This window comes from Sporosarcina sp. Marseille-Q4063 (assembly GCF_018309085.1).
In the GTDB taxonomy this organism is placed as follows: Bacteria; Bacillota; Bacilli; order Bacillales_A; family Planococcaceae; genus Sporosarcina.
The window spans coordinates 923,626-947,269 of record NZ_CP070502.1 but is presented as its reverse complement, the minus strand read 5'-3'; the positions used below and the strand labels follow the sequence as shown (position 1 = coordinate 947,269).

Genomic DNA, 23,644 nt, shown 5'->3' with positions numbered 1-23,644 from the left:
ACTATATATTTTAATTCTTGTTATGGTTTATATATCCTTTTACTTCCTTTTCAAATATGTACTAATCATAGCGCTTCCTTTGTCTTTCATTCTAATAAGTTGGATTTCTAGTTATATGAATCATAAATTTAAACAATTATATGCGGATTTACTTATTTCAAAACTAATCGACGCACTATTTCGAAGTTATAAAAAGCCTGAAGACGACGGCGAATTTACTTATCGAGCTACTTATAGTCCGAATGAGCATATCGAAAAAAGTGAAATATATCAAAGTAATTATTTTGGAGATAATCATCGGATTGATGGTGAAGATTATATTGAAGGACAATTGGGATTAACCACTTTTAGGTTCTCAGAAATTTATGTAACAGCTTCGGCGACTAGAGCAGAAGATACCGATTCAACTGTGTTTAAAGGGGTTGTATTTATTGCTGATTTCAACAAGGCTTTTGAAGGGAGTACGTTTATTTTCAGGAGAAAGTTCTTGAACAACACACATCCGTATGCGAAAAGTGCTGGTGCTTTTCAAATTGAACTCACTAATCATAACTTCAATAAAGAATTTCTAGTCATGACTACTGATGACGTAGAGGATCGCTATATTCTTTCACCCAACTTTGTAAATAAGATTCAGAAATATAGTGATCGTGTTAATGGGAAAGCAGAATTTGTCTTTACGGACAATAAAATGTTCATCTTTAGAGAAACGAAAAAAGATCAGTTTAGTGGCAAGCTTTATAACAGTGATGACGAAGCAAGATTAAGACAGATTTATGATGACTTCTTGGAGTATTTCTCGATTGTCGATGAATTAACGCTTAATCGACGGATATGGAGTAAAATATAATATCATAAATGGTGAACCAAGAGCCCCTTCCAACAATTTTGTAGGTATGGGGGCTTTTTCAATTAATCCTTCTTCTCCATAACCTTAAAATGATTTTCCTCATAAATTCTCAAGAATTGAGCAAATAATAAAATTAATATAAGATTTCGCTTTTTCTATATGCAAACATGTGATAAGATTCAGAATAAGCTTATAAATTTCTACACATTGTTTTCTTAATTAAAGGGGTAATTTCAAGGTTCGATGTGAAGAGAGAATTAGGTAAGCAAAGTACAAATTGCCGTTTGTCATAATTTATAGACTTGGGGCAATATGAATGGGGAGGAATTTGGAGAATGAGTGAAAACATGACAACGACGACAACAAAAAATAGGTTTGCGGACTATCCTCAGCAACCGCATGGCGGGGAATTGATTGATAGGGTTCTAACAGGTAGCGAGCTTGAAGAGGCGGTAGTCCGCGCCAAAAGTTTACCTGCGATTATGGTTGACTTGGAAGCGGTCATTACGCTTGAAATGATTGCGACAGGCGTGTTATCACCAAATGAAGGTTTCATGAATGAAGTGGACTATAAATCTGTTCTTACTGTAGGTCGCTTGTCGAATGGTTTAGTATGGCCCGTGCCTTTAAGTTTTGCCCCAATCGGCAAACGAAACAAAGAAGTGGTGAAGACACTTTCAATCGGAGATGAAGTAGCGCTTTCTGATGAAAACAATGAGCCAGTTGCAATTCTAACAATAGAAGATATTTTTGATTATGATAAAGAATACCGTGCTTCCCATCTATTCGGCACGACAGATCGAAATCATCCAGGGGTTGACTCGATTTTTAGACGGATGGGCGATACAGCATTAGGCGGGCCGATTAAATTATTACGTCGAGTGGACTGGGGACCATTTGAAAAACTTCGTTTGGAACCAAAAGATACTTGGCATGAATTTTACGAGGAGAAAAAATTCCGTTCGACTGCCGGTTTTATTACGGGCGCCAATCCTTTGCATAGAGGCCACGAGTATATCCACAAAAATGCCCTTGAAGAAATCGATGGCTTATTATTGCAGCCATTGGTTGAGATGGCGAAACGTGAATATACGCGGCACGAATTCCGGATGTTGTCGTATCGTAGTGTGTTAGATACGTATTATCCAAAAGGACGCTCGATTCTTGCACCACTTCGAGTGACTTATATTTTCGCAGGTCCGCGTGAAACTGTTTTACATGCATTGATCATGAAAAATTATGGTTGTACGCATGCGTTAATTGGGCGGGATCATGCGGGAATCGGCGATTATTATGATAAGTACGCGAGTCATAGCATTTTCGACCAATTTGATCCGGCGGAGTTGGGCATCGATATTCGACTTTTCCATGAAGTTTTTTATTGTACGCGATGCGATAGTCCGGCAACGGGCCAGTCTTGTCCGCATGACGAACAATACCGTATCAATATTTCAGGAACGGGGATTCGCGAGATGCTTCGTCACGGAATCATGCCGCCGAAAGAAATTGTGCGTCCAGAATCGGCACGTATCGCAATTCAAGGGGTACAGCCAAAGGGACTTGACGAAAACGAGGTTTCTATTGCGCCAGTAGGAAAAACGATTAAGAGCATGTTCCCATTCTATTTAGATAGAGTGAGACTTGGAGGGCGGAAGCGTGCGACGCCGTTAACTGTAGAAGAACTGACGAATCTGGATTTAGAAGATGCGAATTTAGACGTGCGTTCCAATGCAGAACGCATTTACCGAGAAGTTTTCGAAGAGTATAGTAGTGTGGGAGATACAAACCGGAATCTTCAGCCGGACTGGGTAGCAGATGCTCGGGTTGCGTTGCGGTCTCAACAACAAATGGTTATCCAAGACTTGGAAGAAAAAATAGGGCAAGCGCCAGCAGTTGCTTCTGATGAATTCATGTATCAAGACAAAGCAGAAGCAGAGCGCGAACTCGAAGTTGCGAAAAAGATTCTTGCCGACATGCCAAAAGTTCTTCGTAAGGAAGATGTTGAATATAGAAGTTGGAACCTATTGCCTTATAAACGCTATCGGGGCAGTGACGAACCGAACGATAAGTAAGAAAAGTAGCTTACACATCCACCGATCCGATTTACTGGTTGGTGGATGTTTGCGTTTTTTGTTGGAATGAAGGCTATACTACATGTAACAATAGGGAGCGTGAATGTAATGAAGGAATTCAAAATCACTTACTTTTTTGATGAGGAGCACTACATAAGAAGGTTTATCCACACGGAATCGCAAGAAAAAGCGGAAAAACTCATTCAAAGTGAGCGTGATCAATACATTTCATTCACAGATAGTCGAGGGATTTACCATGAGTTGAATACGAAGGATGTTCGAGTGACTCAAGTCGCTGAATACCACCGAGTTGATAAGTTTTAAAAAGAACTCAACCAGATTGAATCTGGATGAGTTCTTTTATGTTTATGGTAGTTCATTACCTGCGGCCAGGTAAATTTCATACCATTCCTCGCGCGTTAAAACGATGTCAGCGGCTTTTGCGATACTCTTCAGCCTTTCAGAATTCATCGTCCCGACAACTGGTTGGATTATTGCCGGGTGACGTAAGATCCAAGCAGTGGCGATTGCTGATTTGGTAACTTCATATTTCTCGCTAATTTCCCCGAGTTTTGCATTCAGTTCAGAGAATTGATCATTATCAATAAATACTCCCTTGAAGAAACCGTGTTGGAAAGGGGACCAGGCTTGGATTGTCATGTCGTTCAAACGACTATAATCTAGAATGCTACCGTCGCGATCCACCGAGTTTTCAAATCTTGTATTCATTTGAATGCCAGCATCAATCATGCTTGTGTGCATGATGCTAAATTGTAGCTGGTTAACAATTAAATCCTGTTCAACATATTTTTTCAACAGTTCAATTTGCATCGGGTTATGATTGCTTACGCCAAAGTGACGAACTTTTCCGTTTTTCTCTAATTCCGAGAATGCCTCTGCTACTTCTTCTGGTTCGACAAGTGCATCTGGACGGTGAAGGAGAAAAACGTCGATATAATCGGTTTTTAGTCGTTTTAGGCTTTCGTCGACAGTCGTCAAAATATGTTCTTTGGAAAAATCGAAATAACCTTTTCGGATACCTGCCTTTGTTTGAATGAACATTTTTTCACGAATTGTCGAATTCATGTCAATGGCCTCCGCAAAGACCGCTTCCGATTCCCCACCAGCATAAATATCAGCATGATCGAAGAAGTCTACGCCGACATCTAATGCATTATGTATCACGTTTGCAGCTTCATTCTTTGCTAGTTTTCCCATGCGCATACAGCCGAGTGAAATAGTAGAAACATGTAACCCGCTCGTTCCTAATTTGATTTTTTTCAATAAAATCCCTACTTTCAAATGAAATTACTATTAATAGTATACCATTATTAGTATGGAATTTAATGCGGTTCATGCTATAATGTTTTTGTATGAATAATAATTAATGTGTTTGTTAGAGAATAAGTGATTTTCATAGGCAAACGGATAGCTAGATTCCCGTTCTCAAATGACATCATCTAAGAAGATTACTACAAACGTATTTATGGAACGGAGAAGTGCTTATTTGCTACATTATAAAACTCATATTTTAAGCCCGTCTCATGAGTGGGTCGTATTTCTTCACGGACTCGGCGGCAATTCAAATATTTGGTATAAACAAGTTAAGGATTTTAAAAAAGAATTTAATTTACTGTTCATTGATTTAAAAGGTCATGGCGGTTCGGTTGATTATAAACCTGAGTTGCTTAAGTATACATCTGAGGGAATTGCTGAAGATGTTGTAAATGTTTTGGATTTTTTATCGATTGAAAAAGCCCATTTTGCAGGAATTAGTTTGGGTTCGGTCGTTTTACATGGCTTGCATATTCACGCGCCCCATCGGATAAAAAGCATGGTTTTGGGCGGAGCGATTATCCGGTTTACGAAGATGGCGAAAATGCTTTTGAAAACGGGCGATATGATTAAAGGATTAGTCCCGTATATGTGGCTCTATAAACTGTTTGCATGGATACTTATGCCGAAAAAACATCATAAACTTTCGAGGAATCTATTTATTCAGGAAGCGAAAAAGCTTAGACGTAAGGAATTTATCCGTTGGTATAAGTTTGCTTCGACAGTACCTGAAATTTACCCGCTAGTTGATACTGAGAAGAATGTGATTCCTAAGATTTATATTATGGGAAGCCAAGATTATATGTTTATTGGTCCGGTGAAAGAGGATACTGTAAAAGACACAGCCGCGACTGTGCACGTTATTGAAAAATGTGGCCATGTTTGCAACATCGAAAAACATGATGAGTTCAATCAGGTAGCTTTAAACTTCATTAATGGAAGAGTGCAATTGGAAGAAAAGAAAGCACCCGTTCCAAAACCAGTCAGGCGTTATGTGACAATTTAATAGTAAGAAATCAGGCTTGCCATATTGTTTGGCAGGCTTTTTTTAATTCAATAACAATATTATAATAAAATTCTTCATGGGCATACTTTAAGTATTCATTTAGAGTGGGAGGATTTTACTTGATGACAATTGAAAACACCATGTCCATTTTCGCTTTAGGCGGCATTAATGAAATCGGGAAAAATATGTATGTTTTGCAATATGAAGACGATATTATTGTGATTGACTGCGGCTCCAAGTTTCCAGACGAAACTTTAATGGGAATCGACTTGATTATCCAAGATATTTCGTATTTGAAGGAAAACCAGGATAAAATTCGGGCTTTGATTGTCACGCATGGCCATGAAGATCATATCGGCGGGATTCCGTATTTATTAAAACAAATCAATATGCCAATTTATGCATCCCGTTTAACGTTAGGGTTAATCGAACTGAGAATAAAGGAACATGGACTTTTACGGCAAACTGAGTTGCAAATGATAAATAGCGATTCAAAATTGGATTTTGGCACGGTGCAAGTTGAATTTTTCCGAACAAACCATAGTATTCCGGATTGTCTTGGAGTCGTGTTTCAAACGCCGCAGGGGACTGTCGTACATACGGGGGATTTCAAGTTTGACTTAACGCCTGTAAATGATGAGTATGCGGATATTCATAAAATGGCCGAAATCGGGAGTAAAGGCGTTCTACTTCTATTATCTGAAAGCACCAATGCCGAGCGACCGGGTTTTAATCCATCTGAACGATTAATCGGCGATCATATTGAAGATGCTTTTCGTAAAGCGCGCAGAAAAGTTTTTATCTCGACGTTCGCATCGAATGTGCACCGGGTCCAGCAAGTCGTCGACGCGGCGATAAAAACAAACCGTAAACTTGCGCTGCTCGGTCGAAGCATGGTGAATGTAGTGTCGGTTGCTTCGGAATTAGGTTATTTAACAATCCCTGAAGGCATGCTCATAGAAAAATATGAAATAAGCCGGATGGATCCCGAACGTGTCGCCATTCTGTGCACGGGAAGCCAAGGCGAACCGATGGCGGCTTTGTCGCGGCTATCAAGTTCGAATTTTCGTCAAGTAGAAGTGCTGCCTGAGGATACAGTTATTTTCGCTTCATCGCCAATTCCGGGAAATGAAAAAGGTGTATCACGCGTTATTGATAATCTCTATCTGCTAGGGGCAAATGTGATTTACGGTTCCGGAAGCGCGACAGGGATGCACGTTTCAGGTCATGCTTGTCAAGGAGAATTACAACTGATGTTGACGTTAATGAAACCTAAATATTTCATCCCGATTCACGGGGAACATAGAATGCTCCACCATCACAAACGATTAGCAGAAGCCGTTGGTGTAGACGGTGAGAATATATTCGTGATCAATAACGGTGATGTTGTTGACGTTACCGATAAAACAGCTCGCCAAACGCGAAGCATTCAAGCGGGGCATGTATTCGTCGATGGCCTGGGAATCGGGGATGTTGGGAATATTGTGTTGCGCGATCGAAAACTTCTTTCTGAAGAAGGAATGCTTATTATTGTCGTTAAAGTAAATAAATCGGATGGCCAACTCATTGCCGATCCAGATACAATCTCTCGTGGTTTCGTCTATAGCCGCGACGCTGAAGAACTGATGAAGGAAGTAAATGAATTAGTCATTAAAACGGTTGCGACATTAGAAAATGCAAATGGAAACCGCCAGAATATAATCAGACAAAGTATTAGAAAAGATGTGGACACGTTTTTATATGCCCGTACAAAGAGACGGCCGATGATTTTGCCGATTATTATTGAGACGTGAGTGTTGCGTCGCGGTTTGCTCTCGTATCGTTCGAGTTTGCTCTCGTTTTTCTCGTAGTCTTACTCGTTACAGGTTAGTTAGTTCTCAGATCGATGAAACACTGTTTAATCAATATAAAAAAGCAACTACCTCCATTAAGGAGATAGTTGCTTTTGTCGTTTAGTCTAAAATTTTAATCTTAACTGTTCGACGTCCCCAGTTTAGGGCATCTGCTTTGTGCTGTATAAATACGTCAATGATGTTTCCTTTGATAGCGCCGCCGATATCGCCTGCAATGGCTTCGCCGTAGCCTTCAACCCAGACGCGTGAACCGAGCGGAATAATATTCGGGTCGACCGCAATGACTTTTTGATTCGGGTTAGATCGTAAATCGATTCCCGTGTAAGTTACGCCTGAGCACCCTTCACAATATGCGGTATAGGCTGTTGCTGTCATTGTCATCTCTTGCCCACCTGTACTTGCCGAAGGTGCTTTTGCAACAGCCGGTGCTGGTGCTTTTGCCACTTTATTTGCAGTCGACGGTGCTGGCGGGGTTTTAATCTTCGTCGGATGCAATTCAATATTCGCCACTGTGATTGAACTTTTCTCTCCGCTAACTGTTAATTGATCATTAGGATAGATTAAGTAACTCTTAATCTGATTCCAAACAATTAAATCATTCAATGAAATATCATGATCTTTAGCAATCTTCGAGAGTGTATCGCCTTTTTTAACAATATACTTTTTGACATCTTCTTTCGCCTTAAACTCTTTCGACTTAAACTCTTTCACCTTAACTTCTTCCGTCTTAATCTTTATCTCTTGATCTGGAACGATGAGATTGCTATTTAACTCATTCAATGAAACTAATTCTTCCACGCTCACATCGTTTTTCTTTGCTATCGCCCATAGGGTATCTCCAGGTTTCACTTGATAAACGGTAGTTGAAGACTCAGGCTCTGGTTGAAACACCAACTCAGAATCGAATTCAGCTATTGGCAGCGGCAGTGCGGATACTTGTTCACTGACAAAGCTTATAGCCAAGGTTGAAATAATCGCAAACACTATAATGTATTTTTTCATAATAATAAACTTCCTCCTCGTTTTAAAAATAGTGTCATATTAGGCACATTTTCATTTCCCAAAAGCACCTCTAGGCGATGGAGAGATGTTATTTCTCTACGAATAGTAGTAACCATGGCTAATAGAATATATACATTTAGCCGTTTGTCGCTAGTAAATGTAATAATTGTAATAATTTCTTTCTACTGAAATCAAACACTGGTTTGTGTTTGAAAGGCCAGTAATGAGAAGTTCCTGAGAGGTATGCATATAGTAGAAGAGATTGTGCAGATGAAAGGGGATTTTGTGACAGATCACAAGCAAACTGGTAGTGATAATAGCAAAGACAGGCAACTGGACCAATTTCGAGTCGTGGATAAAGGGAAACCGATGACAACCAATCAGGGTTTGAAAGTTTCAGAAGATGAAAACTCATTAAAGGCCGGTGTTCGAGGTCCGACACTTATAGAAGACTTTCATTTTCGCGAAAAGATGACCCACTTCGATCATGAGAGAATTCCAGAAAGGGTTGTCCATGCTAGAGGGTTTGCGGCGCACGGAGAGTTCGAACTGTATGAATCAATGAAAGAGTATACGAAAGCAAAGTTTCTTCAAGTGCCTGGAACCAAAACGCCTACGTTCACGAGATTCTCAACTGTTGTCGGCAGTCGGGGCTCCGCGGATACGGTCAGAGACGTACGCGGATTTGCCACTAAGTTTTATACAAAAGAAGGGATTTATGATCTGGTTGGAAATAACATACCGATATTTTTTATACAAGATGCGATTAAATTTCCAGACATGGTCCACGCAATAAAACCTGAACCTCATAATGAAATTCCGCAAGCTTCATCAGCTCATGATACTTTTTGGGATTTCGTTGCCAATAACCAAGAAACCGCCGCCATGATTATGTGGTTAATGTCTGATCGAGCCATTCCAAGAAGTTTTCGGATGATGGAAGGCTTTGGTGTCCATACATTCCGTTTCGTCAATGAAGAAGGAATAGCGCACTTCGTGAAGTTTCACTGGAAACCTATTTTGGGCATCCATTCGTTGGTTTGGGATGAAGCGCAGAAAATATCGGGCAAAAACCCCGACTTTCACCGAGTCGATTTATGGGAATCAATCGAAAATGGAAATTACCCGGAGTTCGAGCTAGGTGTGCAAATCATTGAAGAATCCGATGAGTTCATGTTCGATTTCGATATTCTTGACGCAACGAAAATTTGGCCAGAAGAGATTGTGCCGGTGAAGATAATCGGAAAGTTACAATTAAATAAAAACGTAGATAACTTTTTTGCGGAAACAGAGCAAGTTGCCTTTCATCCCGGAAATTTAGTTCCTGGAATCGATTTTACGAATGACCCGCTTCTCCAAGGGAGATTATTTTCTTATATAGATACTCAACTGATTCGTCTGGGCGGCCCGAACTTTACAGAAATCCCAATCAACCGTCCTGTTTCACCTGTCCATAATAATCAACGCGACGGCTATCACCGAATGACGATTAATGTGGGGAAAGTTGCGTATCATAAAAATTCGCTCGCAAATAATACGCCTTCACCGTCAACTGCTGAAGAAGGCGGATTCGTTCATTACCAAGAGAAAGTTGAAGGGAGAGTTATTCAGGCACGAAGCGATTCGTTTAAGGATCACTTTTCTCAAGCGAGATTGTTTTGGAACAGCATGACGCCACCAGAGAAAAAGCATATTACAGATGCGTTTATCTTTGAAGTCGGGAAAGTGAAAAGTAAAAGTGTCAAACAACAAGTTGTCGATATGTTCGTTAATGTCGATAAGGAACTGGCCATGACGATAGCAGACAATGTTGGCGTGAATCTTCCAAAAGGAAGGCAGTCCGAAGTCAGTGCAAGATCACCCGCACTCAGTCAAGCGAACACAAAATATTATCCTTATACATTAAAAGTCGGCGTTCTAATAGGAAATGGTTTTGATGCAGTTGAAGTTAAGACAGTAGTTACAGCTTTGTTGAACGCGGGCGTGAATGTCGATTTGATTGGCGAAAAGTTAGGCGTTGTCCGAAGTAAGGACAATGTAAAAGGCAATGTAACCGAAACATTCCTGACGACGGATCCGGTATTATATGATGCGCTTTACGTTGTCGGTGGAAAGGCTGAAAACGAGGCGAAGTTTCAAAGCGATATTGAATACTTTATCAATGAAGCATTTAAACATTATAAACCTATTGGAATCGCGACGAGTGGGAATGAATTCTTTGAAGTTTCAGATGCAAAAGAAGGACCGGGAATTGTTTTTGCTTCGGATGATGCGGATTTTGAAAGAGATTTTATTAATGCGATTGCCAAACAACGTTTTTGGAAACGTAATATTTATTAAGTACAAAAGCGCAAGGCGCCCGTCTAGCCCCGACAGGCATAAGCAATCCAACGACGTGGCTGTCCTTGCCCGAGAAGAATGCATTTCAATTCTTCCTTGTTGGATTGCTTATGACCCGAGGGGCTGGCGCCTGGAGCTAGATGTGAAATCTCTATGTTAAAGGATATCCACGGTCAAAAGTTTGATAGTTTTCTAAACACTTAAAAAGCTGCTATCCATTATTTTTGGATAGCAGTTTCTTCAATACCAATTCTTCATCTGTTCTTCTTCGGCAATCGCATTCAAGTCGTCCGGTGTAATCGTGAGTAACTGGTAGTCGGCTGATTCCGCGAATTTATCCGCTGCTTCTTTGATAAACTTCGGAGATCCTTCATTTTCTGAATCATATAGAATGAGCATGCCATCGGAATTTCGCAGGAAAAACTTGTTTTTCTCCACAAACTGCCAAGGCGCTTCATAAGGCGTGGATGTCAGACTTACGTGGTAATCCGCGTTTGCGATGATTTCATTGTATTTCATTTTATTTGTATCGTTCCAGTTCTTTTCTTGTTCAAGAAAAGGCGTAATGACTGCATATTTCAACTCTGGATATAGCTCTTTTAATTCAATCACAACTTCGACCGCCCAAGCTTCGACGCCGAGTTGACCACTGACAATCACCCATTCCAACCCTTCATCTAATAAATCAATAAATCGACTCTTTATCGCTTTTTTTATGTAATCAATCCCCGGATGCTTGTCATCGAATATCCCGAGTTCATGTTGTTTATAGCCTGTGACAACTAACCGTTTCAAAGTAGCTTCCACTCCAATCCGATAAAATAAAAAAGTCAGCTTCCACTGGAAACTGACTGAATGTAACTTATGTAGGTAAGCCGCCTCTGCCGTATTTATATAGAAAGTTTTAAACCACCACTTCTAAAAGTGGGTGTTCGCAGAAATTTTCCTGTCTGTCCTCATTAATGATGAACGAGGCATGCCATTTCAATTTCGATGTAAAACTCCCTGTTACAGTATAAAGGTTAAAACTTAATTGTCATACGAACAATGCAGCTTGTTTTCTTAGTATACATCACTCACGCTCATCAATCAATGGTTAATGTTTCCTCACTGAGCATTGTTTATCCTTTTTTCATGAACGTGCATAAGATAAGACTATACGCGATTGGAGGTTTTGAGTAATGGGGTTATTTATAAATAATAAAAAGCACCCAGCCATTTTTAAAAGCAAAACTAAACTCACGGAACCGAATCAGGCTGTTTATAAACAAGATTATTTGTCTGAGTTGATTGAAAAACAAAACCAGGCAAATGCTGAATTACAAAGTTCACTGCAGTCATTGGAAAAGTCATTAAAAAAACAAAATCGATTACAAGCCACTAGGGTGAAACGAATTGGTTATGATGTTCAGGAATTAGCCGATAGACAGATAGAGCAAATTGATCATGGAAACGATGTCACGTCATTATTGGAGACGCAGAGCAAACGGAATGCGGAATTAGCGACTAAAATGGAGCAACAAATGGAATTGCAACGGGATATGGTCAAACAAATTGCGAATCAGGAAATTTTTCAAGAAGAAGTGATTAGCCGGTTAGAAAATCAGGAAGCATTGACGGAAAAACTGATAAGGAAAGTTGATAATTTCCGTTCCATTCTCTATGAACGCACACATTTCCTCGCCGATAAAATTGAAGAAGGATACAATGCTACATCTTCCTATATTCACGAATTGGTTTCGAGTTCGGCATTGCCGCCGCTACGGTACAAGTTAAAAGGAAGCGAGAAAAAGGTTGATTAAAAAGAGTGTCAGTCACAAATGATATTTGTGGATCTGACATTCTTTTTTTATTCATAATTATCAAAATAATTATTGACCAAGGCGGTCGACTCATGTTATTCTGGAGTCGACCGACTTGGTCTATTAGAGTTGTGGCGGAGGTATCAATGTGACAACGAAATTTGAAAATGTAGATGTTGAAAAGCAAAGAGTCATTCTTAATGCAGCGCTTAAAGAGTTTGCTGACAAAGGGTATGAACAAGCTTCGACCAATCAAATCGTAAAAGATGCGGATATTGGGAAAGGGATGCTGTTCTATTATTTTACAAACAAGAAAAAACTGTATGCCTATTTAGTCGATTATTGCATCAATATATTGGAAGAAGAATATCTTGAACGAGTCGATTATTCCCATACAGATATATTCGAAAGACTGAAAATCATATCTAAAGTTAAATGGGAGTTTCTTGTAAAGTACCCAGAAGCAATTAATTTCATTTCCACGCTTTTTGTGAAAAATCCAGACCAACTTGAATCCGGATTGAATAAACGTTTTCAAGCTATACAAGAGAAATGGACTTCCGTGCTTTATGAAAATATAGATTTCTCACTATTTAGGGAGGATGTTGATTCGAAAAAGGCGTTTGAATTGGTGCAGTGGTCACTTCATGGGTATGAAGAAAATCTGAAATCCCGTTTACAAGATCAAGTGATTTCTGACATTGATTATGAATTTTATTTTGAAGAGTTTTATGAATACGTGGATGTATTGAAAACCGCTTTTTATAAATAAATAACAGGAGGGCGAGAAATGACCATTTTAGAAATTAACAACTTGACGAAGAAGTTTGGAAGTTTTACTGCTTTGGATACTGTTAATCTAAAAGTTGAAAAAGGGGAGATTTATGGTTTCATAGGTCCGAATGGTGCAGGCAAGTCAACCACGATTCGAGTTTTGTTGGGAATTTTAAAGGCGACAGAAGGTAGCGCAAAGATTTTCGGGAAAGATGTGTGGGCAGATGCGGTTGAAATTCATAAACGAATTGCTTATGTGCCTGGGGATGTAAATCTTTGGCCGAACCTGACGGGCGGGGAAGTTATTGATCTATTTATAAAGTTGCGTGGTACAACTAATAAAAGTAGACGAGAAGAGTTAATAAAACGATTTGATTTGGATCCTACGAAAAAATGCAGAACGTATTCAAAAGGAAATCGGCAAAAAGTTGCTTTGATTGCGGCTTTATCGTCGGATGCGGATTTATATATTCTAGATGAACCGACTTCAGGACTTGACCCATTAATGGAACGTATATTTCAAGATTGTATACTGGAAGCGAAAAATGCAGGGAAGAGCGTGTTGCTTTCTAGTCATATTCTCTCTGAAGTTGAAAAGTTATGCGATAAAGTCGCGATTATTCGTGAGGGGAAAATTATTGAAACTGGCTCATTAAGTGAGTTGCGCCACTTAACAAGAACTAATTTACATGTCGAAACAAAATTGCCGATGACTGCATTGCACGAAGTAAAAGGAGTTCATGATATAGAAGTAGATGGACAATCGTATTCCATCCATGTTGACAGTGAAGCGTTGGACGAAGTTATGAAGTATGTCAGTCAATATGGGATTATTAGATTGGAAAGTGCTCCGCCGACATTGGAGGATTTATTTATGCGCCATTATGAAGGGGTTTCGGTAGGAGTCGGAGGTGCAGTTTAATGGCAAATCAACTATTTACGAAAACTAGCATTCTTTCGCGCTTCATATTACGAAGAGATCGTTTGCGTATTTCGGTTTGGTTAGTTGGATTAGTGGTATTTACTTTTTTAGTTGCACAGACATTTGTTGAATTGTATGGAACAGAAGAGGAAAGACAAGCGATTGCTGATACGATGTTAAATCCGGCGATGACAGCAATGGTTGGTCCAGTTTACGGAATTGAAAACTATACAATTGGGGCTATGTTTGCTCATGAAATGCTGCTTTTTACGGCGATTGCCTTTGGACTTATGAGTATATTATTGGTTGCGCGCCATACTCGTGCGGATGAAGAGGTTGGCCGGATTGAAATGATTCGTTCTTTGCCGACGGGACGTTTGTCCAATTTAGCGTCAACCGTTGCTGTTGTGAGCGGCGTGAACATCCTATTTGCTGTCCTAATTGGATTCGGATTGTTTTGGATGGGCATTGATAGCATGGATTTGGAAGGCTCGTTATTATATGGAGCCGCTTTAGGGGCAACTGGGATATTTTTTACAGCGGTTACGGCTGTTTTTGCACAGCTTTCGGAAAACGTTCGCGGTACGATTGGATTTGCTTTTACTGTGCTGGGTGTTTCTTACCTTGTCCGTGCCGTAGGTGATGTTGGAAACGAGACGCTTTCTTGGTTTTCACCGTTAGGCTGGGTGTTAAGCTCAGAAGTTTATGTGAATAATTATTGGTGGCCAATCGCGTTAACGATAGGTGTAGCATTGCTTTTAATTCTTCTGGCATTCTGCTTAAATGCAATTCGAGATTTAGGGTCAGGGTTTTTACCGGCAAAGCCTGGTAGAAGACATGCATCAGTGTTTTTGCAAAGCCCATTAGGTCTCATGTTTAGGCTACAGCGCACGAGTTTAATCGCTTGGGGAATCGGCATGTTCATACTTGGTGCATCTTACGGGTCAGTATTCGGCGAACTAGAGACCTTTTTCTCGGATAATGAGATGTTGGCGGAGCTCCTAACGCCTATCGAAGGATTTTCATTAACCGATCAATTCATAACGATGTTAATGTCCATTATGGCGATGTTGAGTACTGTTCCGGCTTTGATGGCAATGAATAAACTTATCGGTGAAGAAAAAAAGAATCGAACGGAACATTTGCTAGGCCGCGCGGTTTCTCGGACGCGATTAATGGCGAGTTCATATGTCCTTTCGATTGCAACAAGTTTTGTGATGATATCGCTAGCCGCAATTGGGTTGTGGTCTGCGGGAAATGCCGTGATGGAAGAAGGTCTGGCGTTTGGAACGCTGTATGGTGCAGCGGTTGTTTATCTTCCGGCAATGTGGATCATGATTGGTCTGGCGGCGTTGTTGATAGGCGCAGCTCCAAAGTTGACTGGCTTGACATGGATATATTTAATTTATTCATTCGTTGTTGTATATTTGGGTGGGTTGCTTCAGTTTCCGGAGTGGCTGGGTAATCTATCGCCATTCGGCCAAGTTCCGAACATACCTGTTGAAGACATGGATTATATGAAAGTATCGATTTTAGTTGTGATTGCGATTATAGCGGCAGTGGTTGGTTTTGTTGGGTATTATAGACGGGATATTGAAGGGTGAATACTGGAAATCTAGAAGTAAGATGAAAAATATTTATAACTTTAGCGAGTACACTTGAACTGTTCGTTTTTCAGGTGCTCGTTTTTTAATTGATGCGTTGATTTCCGTTTCGGGTGGAGGCTTTCCTGCGGGCATCACCGCCTCCACTCCAATCAACTAACTTCATTATAAAAAAGGTGTCATTAAGTGTTGTCTTATCGGCTAAGTTGCTTTCGAGTCATTTTTTCATGGTTAGAAGGTCCCGACTTGCAAGCAAAATCTTTTGAGTGCAAGCAAATGGCATATGAGTGCAAACAAACCGTTTAAGAGTGCAAGGAAAACCCATCGGAGTGCAAGCAAATCACTTCTGACTGCAAGCAAAATTATTAACGAAGTCAATTCACAATAAATCAGAAGGAAAATTTCACTTTACTCGAATTAATCGAAAATAGTGTATACTATTGAGAAATGCTAAATACATATAATGAAAAGGTAAAAGGGGAGAGTTTATTTGCCGATAAATATACCTAAAGGATTGCCGGCACGACAGTTATTAAAGGAAGAAAAGATATTTGTCATGGATGAAGATCGTGCGAAAATGCAAGATATTCGACCGCTTAATATCGCGATTTTGAATTTGATGCCTGAAAAAGAACGTACGGAGTTGCAATTGTTGCGCTTGTTGGGGAATACGCCGCTTCAAGTGAATGTGACGTTTTTATATACAGCAACCCACAACTCGAAAAATATTAGCAAATCGCATCTAGATAACTATTATGAAACATTTGAAGATGTAAAGGGTCGTCGATTTGATGGATTAATCATAACGGGTGCGCCGATTGAACATTTACAATTTGAGGATGTTAATTATTGGAGTGAATTAACAAAGATAATGGACTGGTCGAAGGACAATGTGACGTCGGTTTTACATATTTGTTGGGGGGCACAGGCCGCGCTTTATCACCATTATGGAATTGATAAATATGAGTTGCCCGAAAAATGTTCTGGCGTGTTCAATCATAGTTTGTCAGATGTCACAGTAAAACTTGTTCAAGGGTTTAATGATGAATTTAACGCACCGCATTCACGCTATACGACTGTTTCTTCTGAAGAAATTAAAAAGAATCCGAATTTGACATTGCTAGCTGAATCCGATGATGCGGGCGCATTTATTGTCATGTCAAATGATGATAAACATATCATGCTAACCGGACATTTGGAATACGATGCGGGTACGCTTGCTGAAGAATATGAAAGAGATGTAGCGAAAGGCATCGATATCAATGTTCCGGAAAATTACTTTCCGAATGATGATCCGACAAAGAAACCATTAAATACATGGAGATCTCATACACATTTACTCTTTTCGAATTGGTTGAATTATTATGTATACCAAGAAACACCTTTTGAATGGAAATGAAAGATTGAGGTGTGATTTGCAATGAAGAAGAGGAATACTGGGTTTATACTAATTGTTCTAGCGATGGTTATCTATGTATTCTCCAAAGTTTTTACGTTATCTCCGGGATTGTGGACAATATTCTTCACTATAAATATTACATTGAACGCTGCGGGGGCTCTAATGATTTTACTTTATATCCGGGAAGAAACAAAGAGAAATAAAGATTAAATTGGAAAAGGGATATTCTCGATTTGAGAATACCCCTTTGTTTATTTTAGGTAACATTAAATTTTTGAATTGATTTTTCATCTCAAGTGTTTGAGAGATTAATTTCCATAGAAAGTATGAACTTTCTTAACCGCGGTAATTTGCTCCACTCGGCGTTTTCTACCTAAGCAACGTAAACCCTACCTACTTTTACGTCCTTGCGACCCTATAGTCGCGCCAGTGTGAATAAGTATATCAAAAACATTACGTAGAATGCCAGAACATCAAATCTCATTTGTTACCCAACTTCTTAACTGATTAACTATACCGTATTTACTTGTGAATGTCAACATTGTTATTTTGAGTCACATTAAATACAAACATTAGGGTTTTTATTTCACGTAAAGTATATTAAACTTACTAATAGAAGCTAGCGTGAAGCTGAAAAATTGTAAAGGGGGCGTATATGATGGCCTATGTGATAACATCTGCTTGTATTACAGAAAAAGCAGCGGATTGCGTTATGGTATGTCCAGTTGATTGTATCGAAGAGGGCGAAGATCAGTTCTTCATCGACCCAGATGTTTGTATAGATTGCGGGGCTTGTGTAGCAGCATGTCCGGTTGAAGCGATTTACCACGAAGAGGATTTACTTGATGAAGATCTGCCGTTTCTAGAAAAAGCGAAAACATTTTATAATATTGCTTAATTAACCATAAAGATATTCTCCTTAACTAGAGAATATCTTTTTTTCTAATTAAATATAAAGGTGGAATGGGAATGAAAACACTACTCTTAACGGGATTTGAACCTTTCTTGAAATTCACAGTGAATCCGACGATGAAAATTGCCCGAGAATTACACGGCGAGATTATTGGAAACTATAAAATCCATAGTGAAATTTTACGTGTTGATTTTGCTTCATCAGGCAGCCAATTACTGACGCATATTGAAAGGATTCAACCCGATGCGGTTATATCCCTAGGACTTGCAGGCGGTCGCTATAAGATAACGCCTGAACGAATCGCGATTAATGTCAAAGACGGGGATGTTGATAACGAGGGAAATAAGCCTACTGACGAAGCGATACGGGTTGATGGAGATGACGGTTATTTCACGTCATTACCTATTCGAGAAATGGTTAATCGCCTACAAGAATCAGGGTTGCCTGCAGCGATTTCTAATACCGCAGGGACTTATTTATGCAATAACGTCATGTACGAGGCACTTCATTATGCGGACATGAATCAACCGAATATGAAATGCGGTTTTATTCATATTCCAGCGTCGCATGAATTGGCGATTCAGCACGGAGGGATTCCAAGTTGGTCGCATGACGATTTGAAAAAAGGTATTTCTGTATGCATTGAAGTGTTGGGTTCCGACGAATCCTAAAACACTTCAGGTTTGTTTTCATATTCTCTTAACTTTCATACCGGGTAAAAAAATATTCTACATTATATGGTTTGAATGTTTTCTAAGTGGGTAACCAAAGAATAACCTCAAGTATGTCATCAATGAAACCTGCAGAGCTGGTTGTTCATCGTTGATTTCATTGCCTCTAATTGACTCTGTGTAACTTTATCTCCTGACATGTGTGAATGCTACTATTTTCTTTCGTCATTGCTCTAAATGGTTGACCTAAACTTTTTTAACTCTTCGTTTTTATTCAATTAAACAATCGCATTATTTCACGTCGTTTTACTTTATCGGAGGAATAAGGGATTTACCTATTAATATTAAAGTATGAGGAGGAGAAAAATGAAGCGATTTGTTCGTGTTATTCCATACCAGATAAATCAACAGGTAAATGAAGTAAATGAAGTGCCGAAAGGGATTGAATTGATTCAGGCTCCGAAAATTTGGCCGGAAACGAAAGGGGAAGGTGTGACAATTGCAGTATTGGATACAGGATGTGATTTAGATCATCCTAATTTAAAAGACCGTATTATTGGCGGGAAAAATTTTACAGATGATGATGGTGGTAATCCTGAAATATATAATGACTATAATGGGCATGGCACCCATATATCTGGGACGATTGCTGCAAGTGAAACTAATGATGGCGTAGTTGGAGTAGCTCCAGAAGCCAATTTGTTGATTGTGAAAGTTCTTAACGAAAACGGTTCAGGCCAACATGATTGGATCATCGCTGGTATTCATTATGCAATTGAACAAAGAGCAGATATTATTTCAATGTCGCTTGGAGGACCCGATGACAATCATGAACTTTATGAAGCAATAAAACTAGCAGTTCTGAATAATATCTTGGTCGTTTGTGCTGCTGGAAATGATGGAGATGGCAATGATCGTACAGATGAATTCGCATATCCAGGCCGCTATAATGAGGTTATTTGTGTAGGCGCTATTAATTTTGAACGTCTTTCTAGCGATTTTACAAGTTCTCACGATGAAATTGATTTAGTGGCGCCGGGGGAAGAAATTTTATCAACGTATTTAAATGGGGAATATGCTGCCTTAAGCGGAACATCCATGGCTGCTCCTCATGTTTCCGGAGCACTGGCACTCATTAAGGTCTGGGCTAATAATTATTTCGGCAGAGAACTTTCGGAGCCGGAGTTGTACGCTCAACTAATCAAAAGAACTGTTCCACTCGGCTTTTCTCCAAAACTCGAGGGGAACGGGGTTATCTATTTAACAGTCTTAGAGCATCTTGAAAAGGTATTTGATCAAGAATTTGTAAATATGGTTTTAAAAGACTGCTCTACTAAAAAGTCTTTAATTTGATATTTATAGTAAATTATAAGGATTGGAATTCAACTATGGATTCCAATCCTTTTTTAATTTGTGCTTTGACTGATTTTGATTGAACGTGATTGACTTTGAAGTTTTATTTCGCTATTATAAATTTATAAAGCATAATCGAGGTGGTGTTGGCTTGTTAACGACTGAACGACAAGAAGTGATTTTAAATTTATTGGCCGAAAAGAAAACGATTAAAATACAAGATGTAATTGATATAACGAATGCATCAGAGTCAACAATTCGCCGTGATTTAACGGAACTTGAAAATCGACAAAAGTTAACGAGAATTCACGGCGGAGCGACTGTAAATGAACGAAAACGACATGAACATAGCATTGTAGATAAATCAACCAGAAACCTTCAAGAGAAAATTGAAATTGCAAAATATGCAGTATCGTTAATTGAAGATGAAGATTGTATTTATCTTGATGCGGGCACGACAACATTTCAAATGATTTCTTTTTTGAGCAATAAAGAAGTTGTCGTGGTGACAAATGGTCTCACTCATGTGGATAGTTTAATAAAGCATGGGATTACTACGTATTTAACAGGCGGTTATGTCAAAGGGAAAACTAGCGCGCTTGTCGGGCCTCAAACGATTCAATCATTGGAAAACTATCGTTTTGATAAATGTTTCTTAGGTGCGAATGGTTTCCATGAAGCGTTTGGCTACACGACGCCGGATCCTGAAGAAGCTGCTGTTAAACAACTTGCGAGCAAGCTTGCTGAAAAAACATATGTCCTAGCAGATCATTCAAAATGCGAAAAAGTAAGCTTTGCAAAAGTTGACGACATAAAAAATGCGACTTTACTGACGGGAAAACTAGAAAACAAGTCGCTTGAAAAATTAGAGAAACAGACAACAGTGAAGGTGGTTTTAACATGATTTATACATGCACGATTACGCCTAGTCTTGACTACACGACCTTTTTGCCTGAATTACGATTGGGGGAATTGAACCGCACGTCTGATGTGTTTTATTATCCCGGCGGTAAAGGGATAAACGTTTCGCGGGTGCTTGGAAGATTAGGGACAAGCAGCATTGCGCTTGGTTATATTGGTGGTTTCACGGGTCAATATATTACTGACTTTCTTAAAGAAGAGGGAATACGGACTGATTTTATTCAAACGGAAGATATTACACGCATCAATGTGAAAGTTAAAGCGGCGGAAGAGTCTGAGTTGAACGGCCCGGGACCGAGTATCAATGCTCTTCAACAAAACGAGTTGCTTGAAAAAGTGAAAGCGATGACATCCGGTGACTGGTTCGTATTGGCGGGAAGTTTAACGGATTCAATTCCAACTTTATTTTTCGAGAAACTTGCGGCTATTTGTGAGAAAAACAACATCAAGTTTGTTTTAGATACATCAGGGGCTGCGTTGAAAGATTTAATTCACACGAAACCGTTTCTTATCAAACCGAATATTGAAGAACTTGGAGAACTTTTTGATACCGAAATATCGACTAAGGAAGAAGCTTTACACTTCGCGAAGAAACTTGTTGGAAAGGGAATTCAGCATGTTGTTGTTTCGATGGGCGGCGAAGGTGCTTTGCTTGTGACGAGGGATTTAGCGTTATTTGCAGAGGCGCCAAAAGGGCAAGTCGTTAATACGGTCGGCGCTGGAGATTCACTAGTTGCTGGGTTTTTAGCTTCATTTACGAAAAATGAAGATGCGACTGAGGCGTTTCGCTACGGAGTGGCTAGCGGAAGCGCGACTGCTTTTTCATCCGATTTATGCGAGAAAAACGATGTCGATCAATTGCTGGAACAAATAACAATCGGTTCAATTACAGAAGGGAATGAGCGATGATGAAAATCACGGATTTATTACGAGAAGAAACGATTATTCTAGATGTCCAATCTAAGTCGAAGCCGGATATATTAAAAGAATTGGTTACGCAACTCGACGAAGCGGGAACGTTAAATGACAAAGCTTCGTTTATGGCGGATATTTTAGCGCGTGAAGAGCAGAGCACGACGGGAATCGGCGATGGGATTGCAATTCCTCATGCGAAGTCTGCTGCCGTGAAAAAACCGGCAATTGCGTTCGGTCGATCAACTGAAGGAATCGACTTTGAATCTCTTGATGGACAACCTGCGCATATTTTCTTCATGATTGCGGCAAGTGATGGTGCAAACAATGATCACCTGGAAGCGCTTTCCAGACTGGCGACTTTTTTGATGGATGATCAATTTAGAGAAAAACTGCTTGCCGCAACGTCGAAGGAAGAGTTGTTAGCGATTGTCAATGAAAAAGAAGTCGAGGTAGACGGACCGGAAGAAGTAGTTGAAGAAGCTTCGCAAACGGCTGGGAAGATACTTGCGGTTACAGCTTGTCCGACGGGAATTGCGCATACATTTATGGCTGCAGAGAAACTCTCTGAAACTGCGAAAAAAATGGGCATTTCGATTAAAGTTGAAACGAATGGTTCGAGCGGCGTGAAAAATCGATTAACGGATGCAGAGATTGCGGAAGCGGATGCAATTATTGTAGCTGCCGATACAAAAGTTGAGATGGCGCGCTTTAACGGAAAGCCTGTTATCCAAATCCCTGTCGGTAAAGCAATCTATGAAACTGAGGATATATTAAATCGAGCAGTCAATATTGATGCGCCGATTTATAAACATGATGGTAAAGGTGACGATGAGAAAACTGAGTCGCGGGGCGGGTTTTATAAGCATTTGATGAACGGTGTTTCCAATATGCTCCCATTTGTTGTTGGGGGCGGAATATTAATTGCATTGTCATTTTTCTGGGGAATCGAGTCGGGTAATCCGGACAGTCCTGAATACAATGCATTTGCGGCAATGCTGAGCGAAATCGGCGGAGGTAAGGCTTTCTTCTTGATGGTTCCTGTGTTAGCGGGATTCATCGCCTCAAGTATCGCGGACCGTCCTGCTTTTGCACCGGGAATGGTTGGTGGATTGATCGCCATTACAGTTACCGGAGTAGAAGGAGCAGCTGGTGGATCTGGATTTTTAGGCGGATTAATCGCAGGATTTCTTGCAGGATATTTAACGTTGTTCGTCAAGAAAATGTTTTCGAAATTACCAGATGCGCTTGAAGGGTTAAAGCCGGTTTTGTTTTTCCCGGTATTTAGTATTGCATTTACAGGGTTGGCCATGATGGTTATTAATCCACCATTAACAAAGATTTATACGGGGTTGACTTCGTTTTTGGAAGGGCTTGGCGGTACAAATGTTGTGTTAGTTGGGATCGTATTAGGAGCGATGATGGCAATCGATTTGGGCGGTCCGATAAATAAAGCAGCGTATACATTTGGAATTGCGATGCTTGACGCTCAAAACTTCACGTTCATCGCGGCGGTAATGGCAGCTGGAATGGTCCCGCCGCTTGGAATCGCTCTTGCAACGACATTATTTAAAAATCGTTTTACGAAGCAGGAAAGAGAAGCGGGTAAAACCGCGTATGTTCTCGGAGCGTGCTTTATAACGGAAGGTGTAATTCCGTTTGCAGCAGCGGATCCGGCCCGTGTGATACCTGCGTCGGTCGCGGGTGCTGCTGTTACAGGCGGACTTTCGATGTTCTTTGACATTGCTTTACGTGCACCGCATGGCGGCGTGTTTGTCATGGGGCTAGTCGAGGGCGGCATTGGAAGCATATTGCTGTACGCGCTTGCGATAGTAATCGGAACAATTGTCACTGCGCTACTTGCAGGGATGCTTAAAAAGAATAATCCACAGCTTGCATAAGCGTAAAGAACCCG

Annotated in this window: 21 protein-coding genes and 1 other RNA gene; 18 read left to right on the top strand and 4 right to left on the bottom strand. The window is 40.1% G+C overall.

The features are described from left to right. The first annotated feature begins 115 nt into the window (after nt 1-115). The 3 genes from JSQ81_RS04800 to JSQ81_RS04790 all read left to right on the top strand — a co-directional run bounded on the left by JSQ81_RS04800 (nt 116) and on the right by JSQ81_RS04790 (nt 3,246). Complete coding sequence (locus tag JSQ81_RS04800) at nt 116-850, top strand: DUF3137 domain-containing protein (RefSeq protein ID WP_212606583.1); 735 nt, start codon at nt 116-118, stop codon at nt 848-850. A gap of 335 nt (nt 851-1,185) precedes the next feature. Next, nucleotides 1,186-2,922 (top strand): sulfate adenylyltransferase, encoded by a 1,737-nt coding sequence (locus tag JSQ81_RS04795; protein WP_212606582.1) that lies wholly within the window; start codon nt 1,186-1,188, stop codon nt 2,920-2,922. A gap of 108 nt (nt 2,923-3,030) precedes the next feature. Beyond that, nucleotides 3,031-3,246 (top strand): hypothetical protein, encoded by a 216-nt coding sequence (locus JSQ81_RS04790; protein WP_212606581.1) that lies wholly within the window; start codon nt 3,031-3,033, stop codon nt 3,244-3,246. 42 nt (nt 3,247-3,288) lie between these two features. Here JSQ81_RS04790 and JSQ81_RS04785 read toward each other — a convergent pair whose 3' ends face one another. After that, on the bottom strand, nt 3,289-4,206 hold the full coding sequence (locus JSQ81_RS04785; protein WP_212606580.1) for an aldo/keto reductase: 918 nt from the start codon (nt 4,204-4,206) through the stop codon (nt 3,289-3,291). Nucleotides 4,207-4,429: 223 nt separating this feature from the next. Between JSQ81_RS04785 and JSQ81_RS04780 the strand changes: the two genes are divergently transcribed. Together JSQ81_RS04780 and JSQ81_RS04775 are read left to right on the top strand one after the other, a co-directional pair. Continuing rightward, nucleotides 4,430-5,263: an alpha/beta fold hydrolase gene (locus JSQ81_RS04780; RefSeq protein ID WP_212606579.1), complete on the top strand. Its 834-nt coding sequence runs from the start codon at nt 4,430-4,432 to the stop codon at nt 5,261-5,263. Nucleotides 5,264-5,382: 119 nt separating this feature from the next. Further along, the gene (locus JSQ81_RS04775; RefSeq protein ID WP_212606578.1) at nt 5,383-7,056 is read left to right on the top strand and encodes a ribonuclease J; all 1,674 of its coding nucleotides are present in this window, start codon (nt 5,383-5,385) and stop codon (nt 7,054-7,056) included. A 159-nt stretch (nt 7,057-7,215) separates the two neighbouring features. Here the strand turns inward: JSQ81_RS04775 and JSQ81_RS04770 are convergent, their stop codons facing one another. Next, a complete protein-coding gene (locus JSQ81_RS04770) occupies nt 7,216-8,118 on the bottom strand; it encodes a 3D domain-containing protein (protein WP_212606577.1) in 903 nt (300 codons plus the stop codon). A 270-nt stretch (nt 8,119-8,388) separates the two neighbouring features. On the opposite strand from JSQ81_RS04770, the gene JSQ81_RS04765 reads away from it, so the two are divergent. Beyond that, complete coding sequence (locus tag JSQ81_RS04765) at nt 8,389-10,458, top strand: catalase (RefSeq protein WP_212606576.1); 2,070 nt, start codon at nt 8,389-8,391, stop codon at nt 10,456-10,458. Nucleotides 10,459-10,698: 240 nt separating this feature from the next. On the opposite strand, the gene JSQ81_RS04760 is transcribed toward JSQ81_RS04765, so the two are convergent. Beyond that, nucleotides 10,699-11,253, bottom strand: a complete 555-nt coding sequence (locus tag JSQ81_RS04760; protein WP_212606575.1) for an SLOG family protein — start codon at nt 11,251-11,253, stop codon at nt 10,699-10,701. Nucleotides 11,254-11,326: 73 nt separating this feature from the next. Beyond that, nucleotides 11,327-11,517, bottom strand: a non-coding RNA gene (gene ssrS, locus JSQ81_RS04755) — 6S RNA. Between the two features lie 122 nt (nt 11,518-11,639). Between ssrS and JSQ81_RS04750 the strand changes: the two genes are divergently transcribed. The 12 genes from JSQ81_RS04750 (at nt 11,640) to JSQ81_RS04695 (ending at nt 23,630) form a co-directional block, all read left to right on the top strand. Beyond that, the gene (locus tag JSQ81_RS04750) at nt 11,640-12,260 is read left to right on the top strand and encodes a hypothetical protein (protein ID WP_212606574.1); all 621 of its coding nucleotides are present in this window, start codon (nt 11,640-11,642) and stop codon (nt 12,258-12,260) included. A 148-nt stretch (nt 12,261-12,408) separates the two neighbouring features. Beyond that, nucleotides 12,409-13,032 (top strand): TetR/AcrR family transcriptional regulator, encoded by a 624-nt coding sequence (locus tag JSQ81_RS04745; protein WP_212606573.1) that lies wholly within the window; start codon nt 12,409-12,411, stop codon nt 13,030-13,032. An 18-nt stretch (nt 13,033-13,050) separates the two neighbouring features. Continuing rightward, nucleotides 13,051-13,956, top strand: coding sequence for an ABC transporter ATP-binding protein (locus tag JSQ81_RS04740; RefSeq protein WP_212606572.1), 906 nt, complete (start codon nt 13,051-13,053; stop codon nt 13,954-13,956). Continuing rightward, on the top strand, nt 13,956-15,560 hold the full coding sequence (locus JSQ81_RS04735; RefSeq protein ID WP_212606571.1) for an ABC transporter permease: 1,605 nt from the start codon (nt 13,956-13,958) through the stop codon (nt 15,558-15,560). The genes JSQ81_RS04740 and JSQ81_RS04735 overlap by 1 nt, the downstream gene beginning before the upstream one ends. 490 nt (nt 15,561-16,050) lie before the next feature. Beyond that, nucleotides 16,051-16,959 carry a homoserine O-acetyltransferase MetA gene (metA, locus tag JSQ81_RS04730; protein WP_212606570.1) on the top strand — a complete coding sequence of 303 codons (909 nt, stop codon included), beginning with the start codon at nt 16,051-16,053 and terminating at the stop codon, nt 16,957-16,959. 21 nt (nt 16,960-16,980) lie between these two features. Then, nucleotides 16,981-17,169 carry a hypothetical protein gene (locus JSQ81_RS04725; protein ID WP_212606569.1) on the top strand — a complete coding sequence of 63 codons (189 nt, stop codon included), beginning with the start codon at nt 16,981-16,983 and terminating at the stop codon, nt 17,167-17,169. 448 nt (nt 17,170-17,617) lie between these two features. Continuing rightward, the gene (locus JSQ81_RS04720; protein WP_210468246.1) at nt 17,618-17,857 is read left to right on the top strand and encodes a ferredoxin family protein; all 240 of its coding nucleotides are present in this window, start codon (nt 17,618-17,620) and stop codon (nt 17,855-17,857) included. Between the two features lie 71 nt (nt 17,858-17,928). After that, nucleotides 17,929-18,543, top strand: coding sequence for a pyroglutamyl-peptidase I (locus JSQ81_RS04715; RefSeq protein WP_212606568.1), 615 nt, complete (start codon nt 17,929-17,931; stop codon nt 18,541-18,543). 366 nt (nt 18,544-18,909) lie between these two features. After that, nucleotides 18,910-19,896, top strand: a complete 987-nt coding sequence (locus JSQ81_RS04710) for a S8 family peptidase (RefSeq protein WP_212606567.1) — start codon at nt 18,910-18,912, stop codon at nt 19,894-19,896. 151 nt (nt 19,897-20,047) lie between these two features. Beyond that, on the top strand, nt 20,048-20,800 hold the full coding sequence (locus tag JSQ81_RS04705) for a DeoR/GlpR family DNA-binding transcription regulator (RefSeq protein WP_212606566.1): 753 nt from the start codon (nt 20,048-20,050) through the stop codon (nt 20,798-20,800). Beyond that, a complete protein-coding gene (gene pfkB, locus JSQ81_RS04700; protein WP_212606565.1) occupies nt 20,797-21,726 on the top strand; it encodes a 1-phosphofructokinase in 930 nt (309 codons plus the stop codon). Before JSQ81_RS04705 ends, pfkB begins: the two co-directional genes overlap by 4 nt. Next, nucleotides 21,726-23,630: a PTS fructose transporter subunit IIABC gene (locus JSQ81_RS04695; RefSeq protein WP_212607549.1), complete on the top strand. Its 1,905-nt coding sequence runs from the start codon at nt 21,726-21,728 to the stop codon at nt 23,628-23,630. Before pfkB ends, JSQ81_RS04695 begins: the two co-directional genes overlap by 1 nt. Nucleotides 23,631-23,644: the final 14 nt, after the last annotated feature.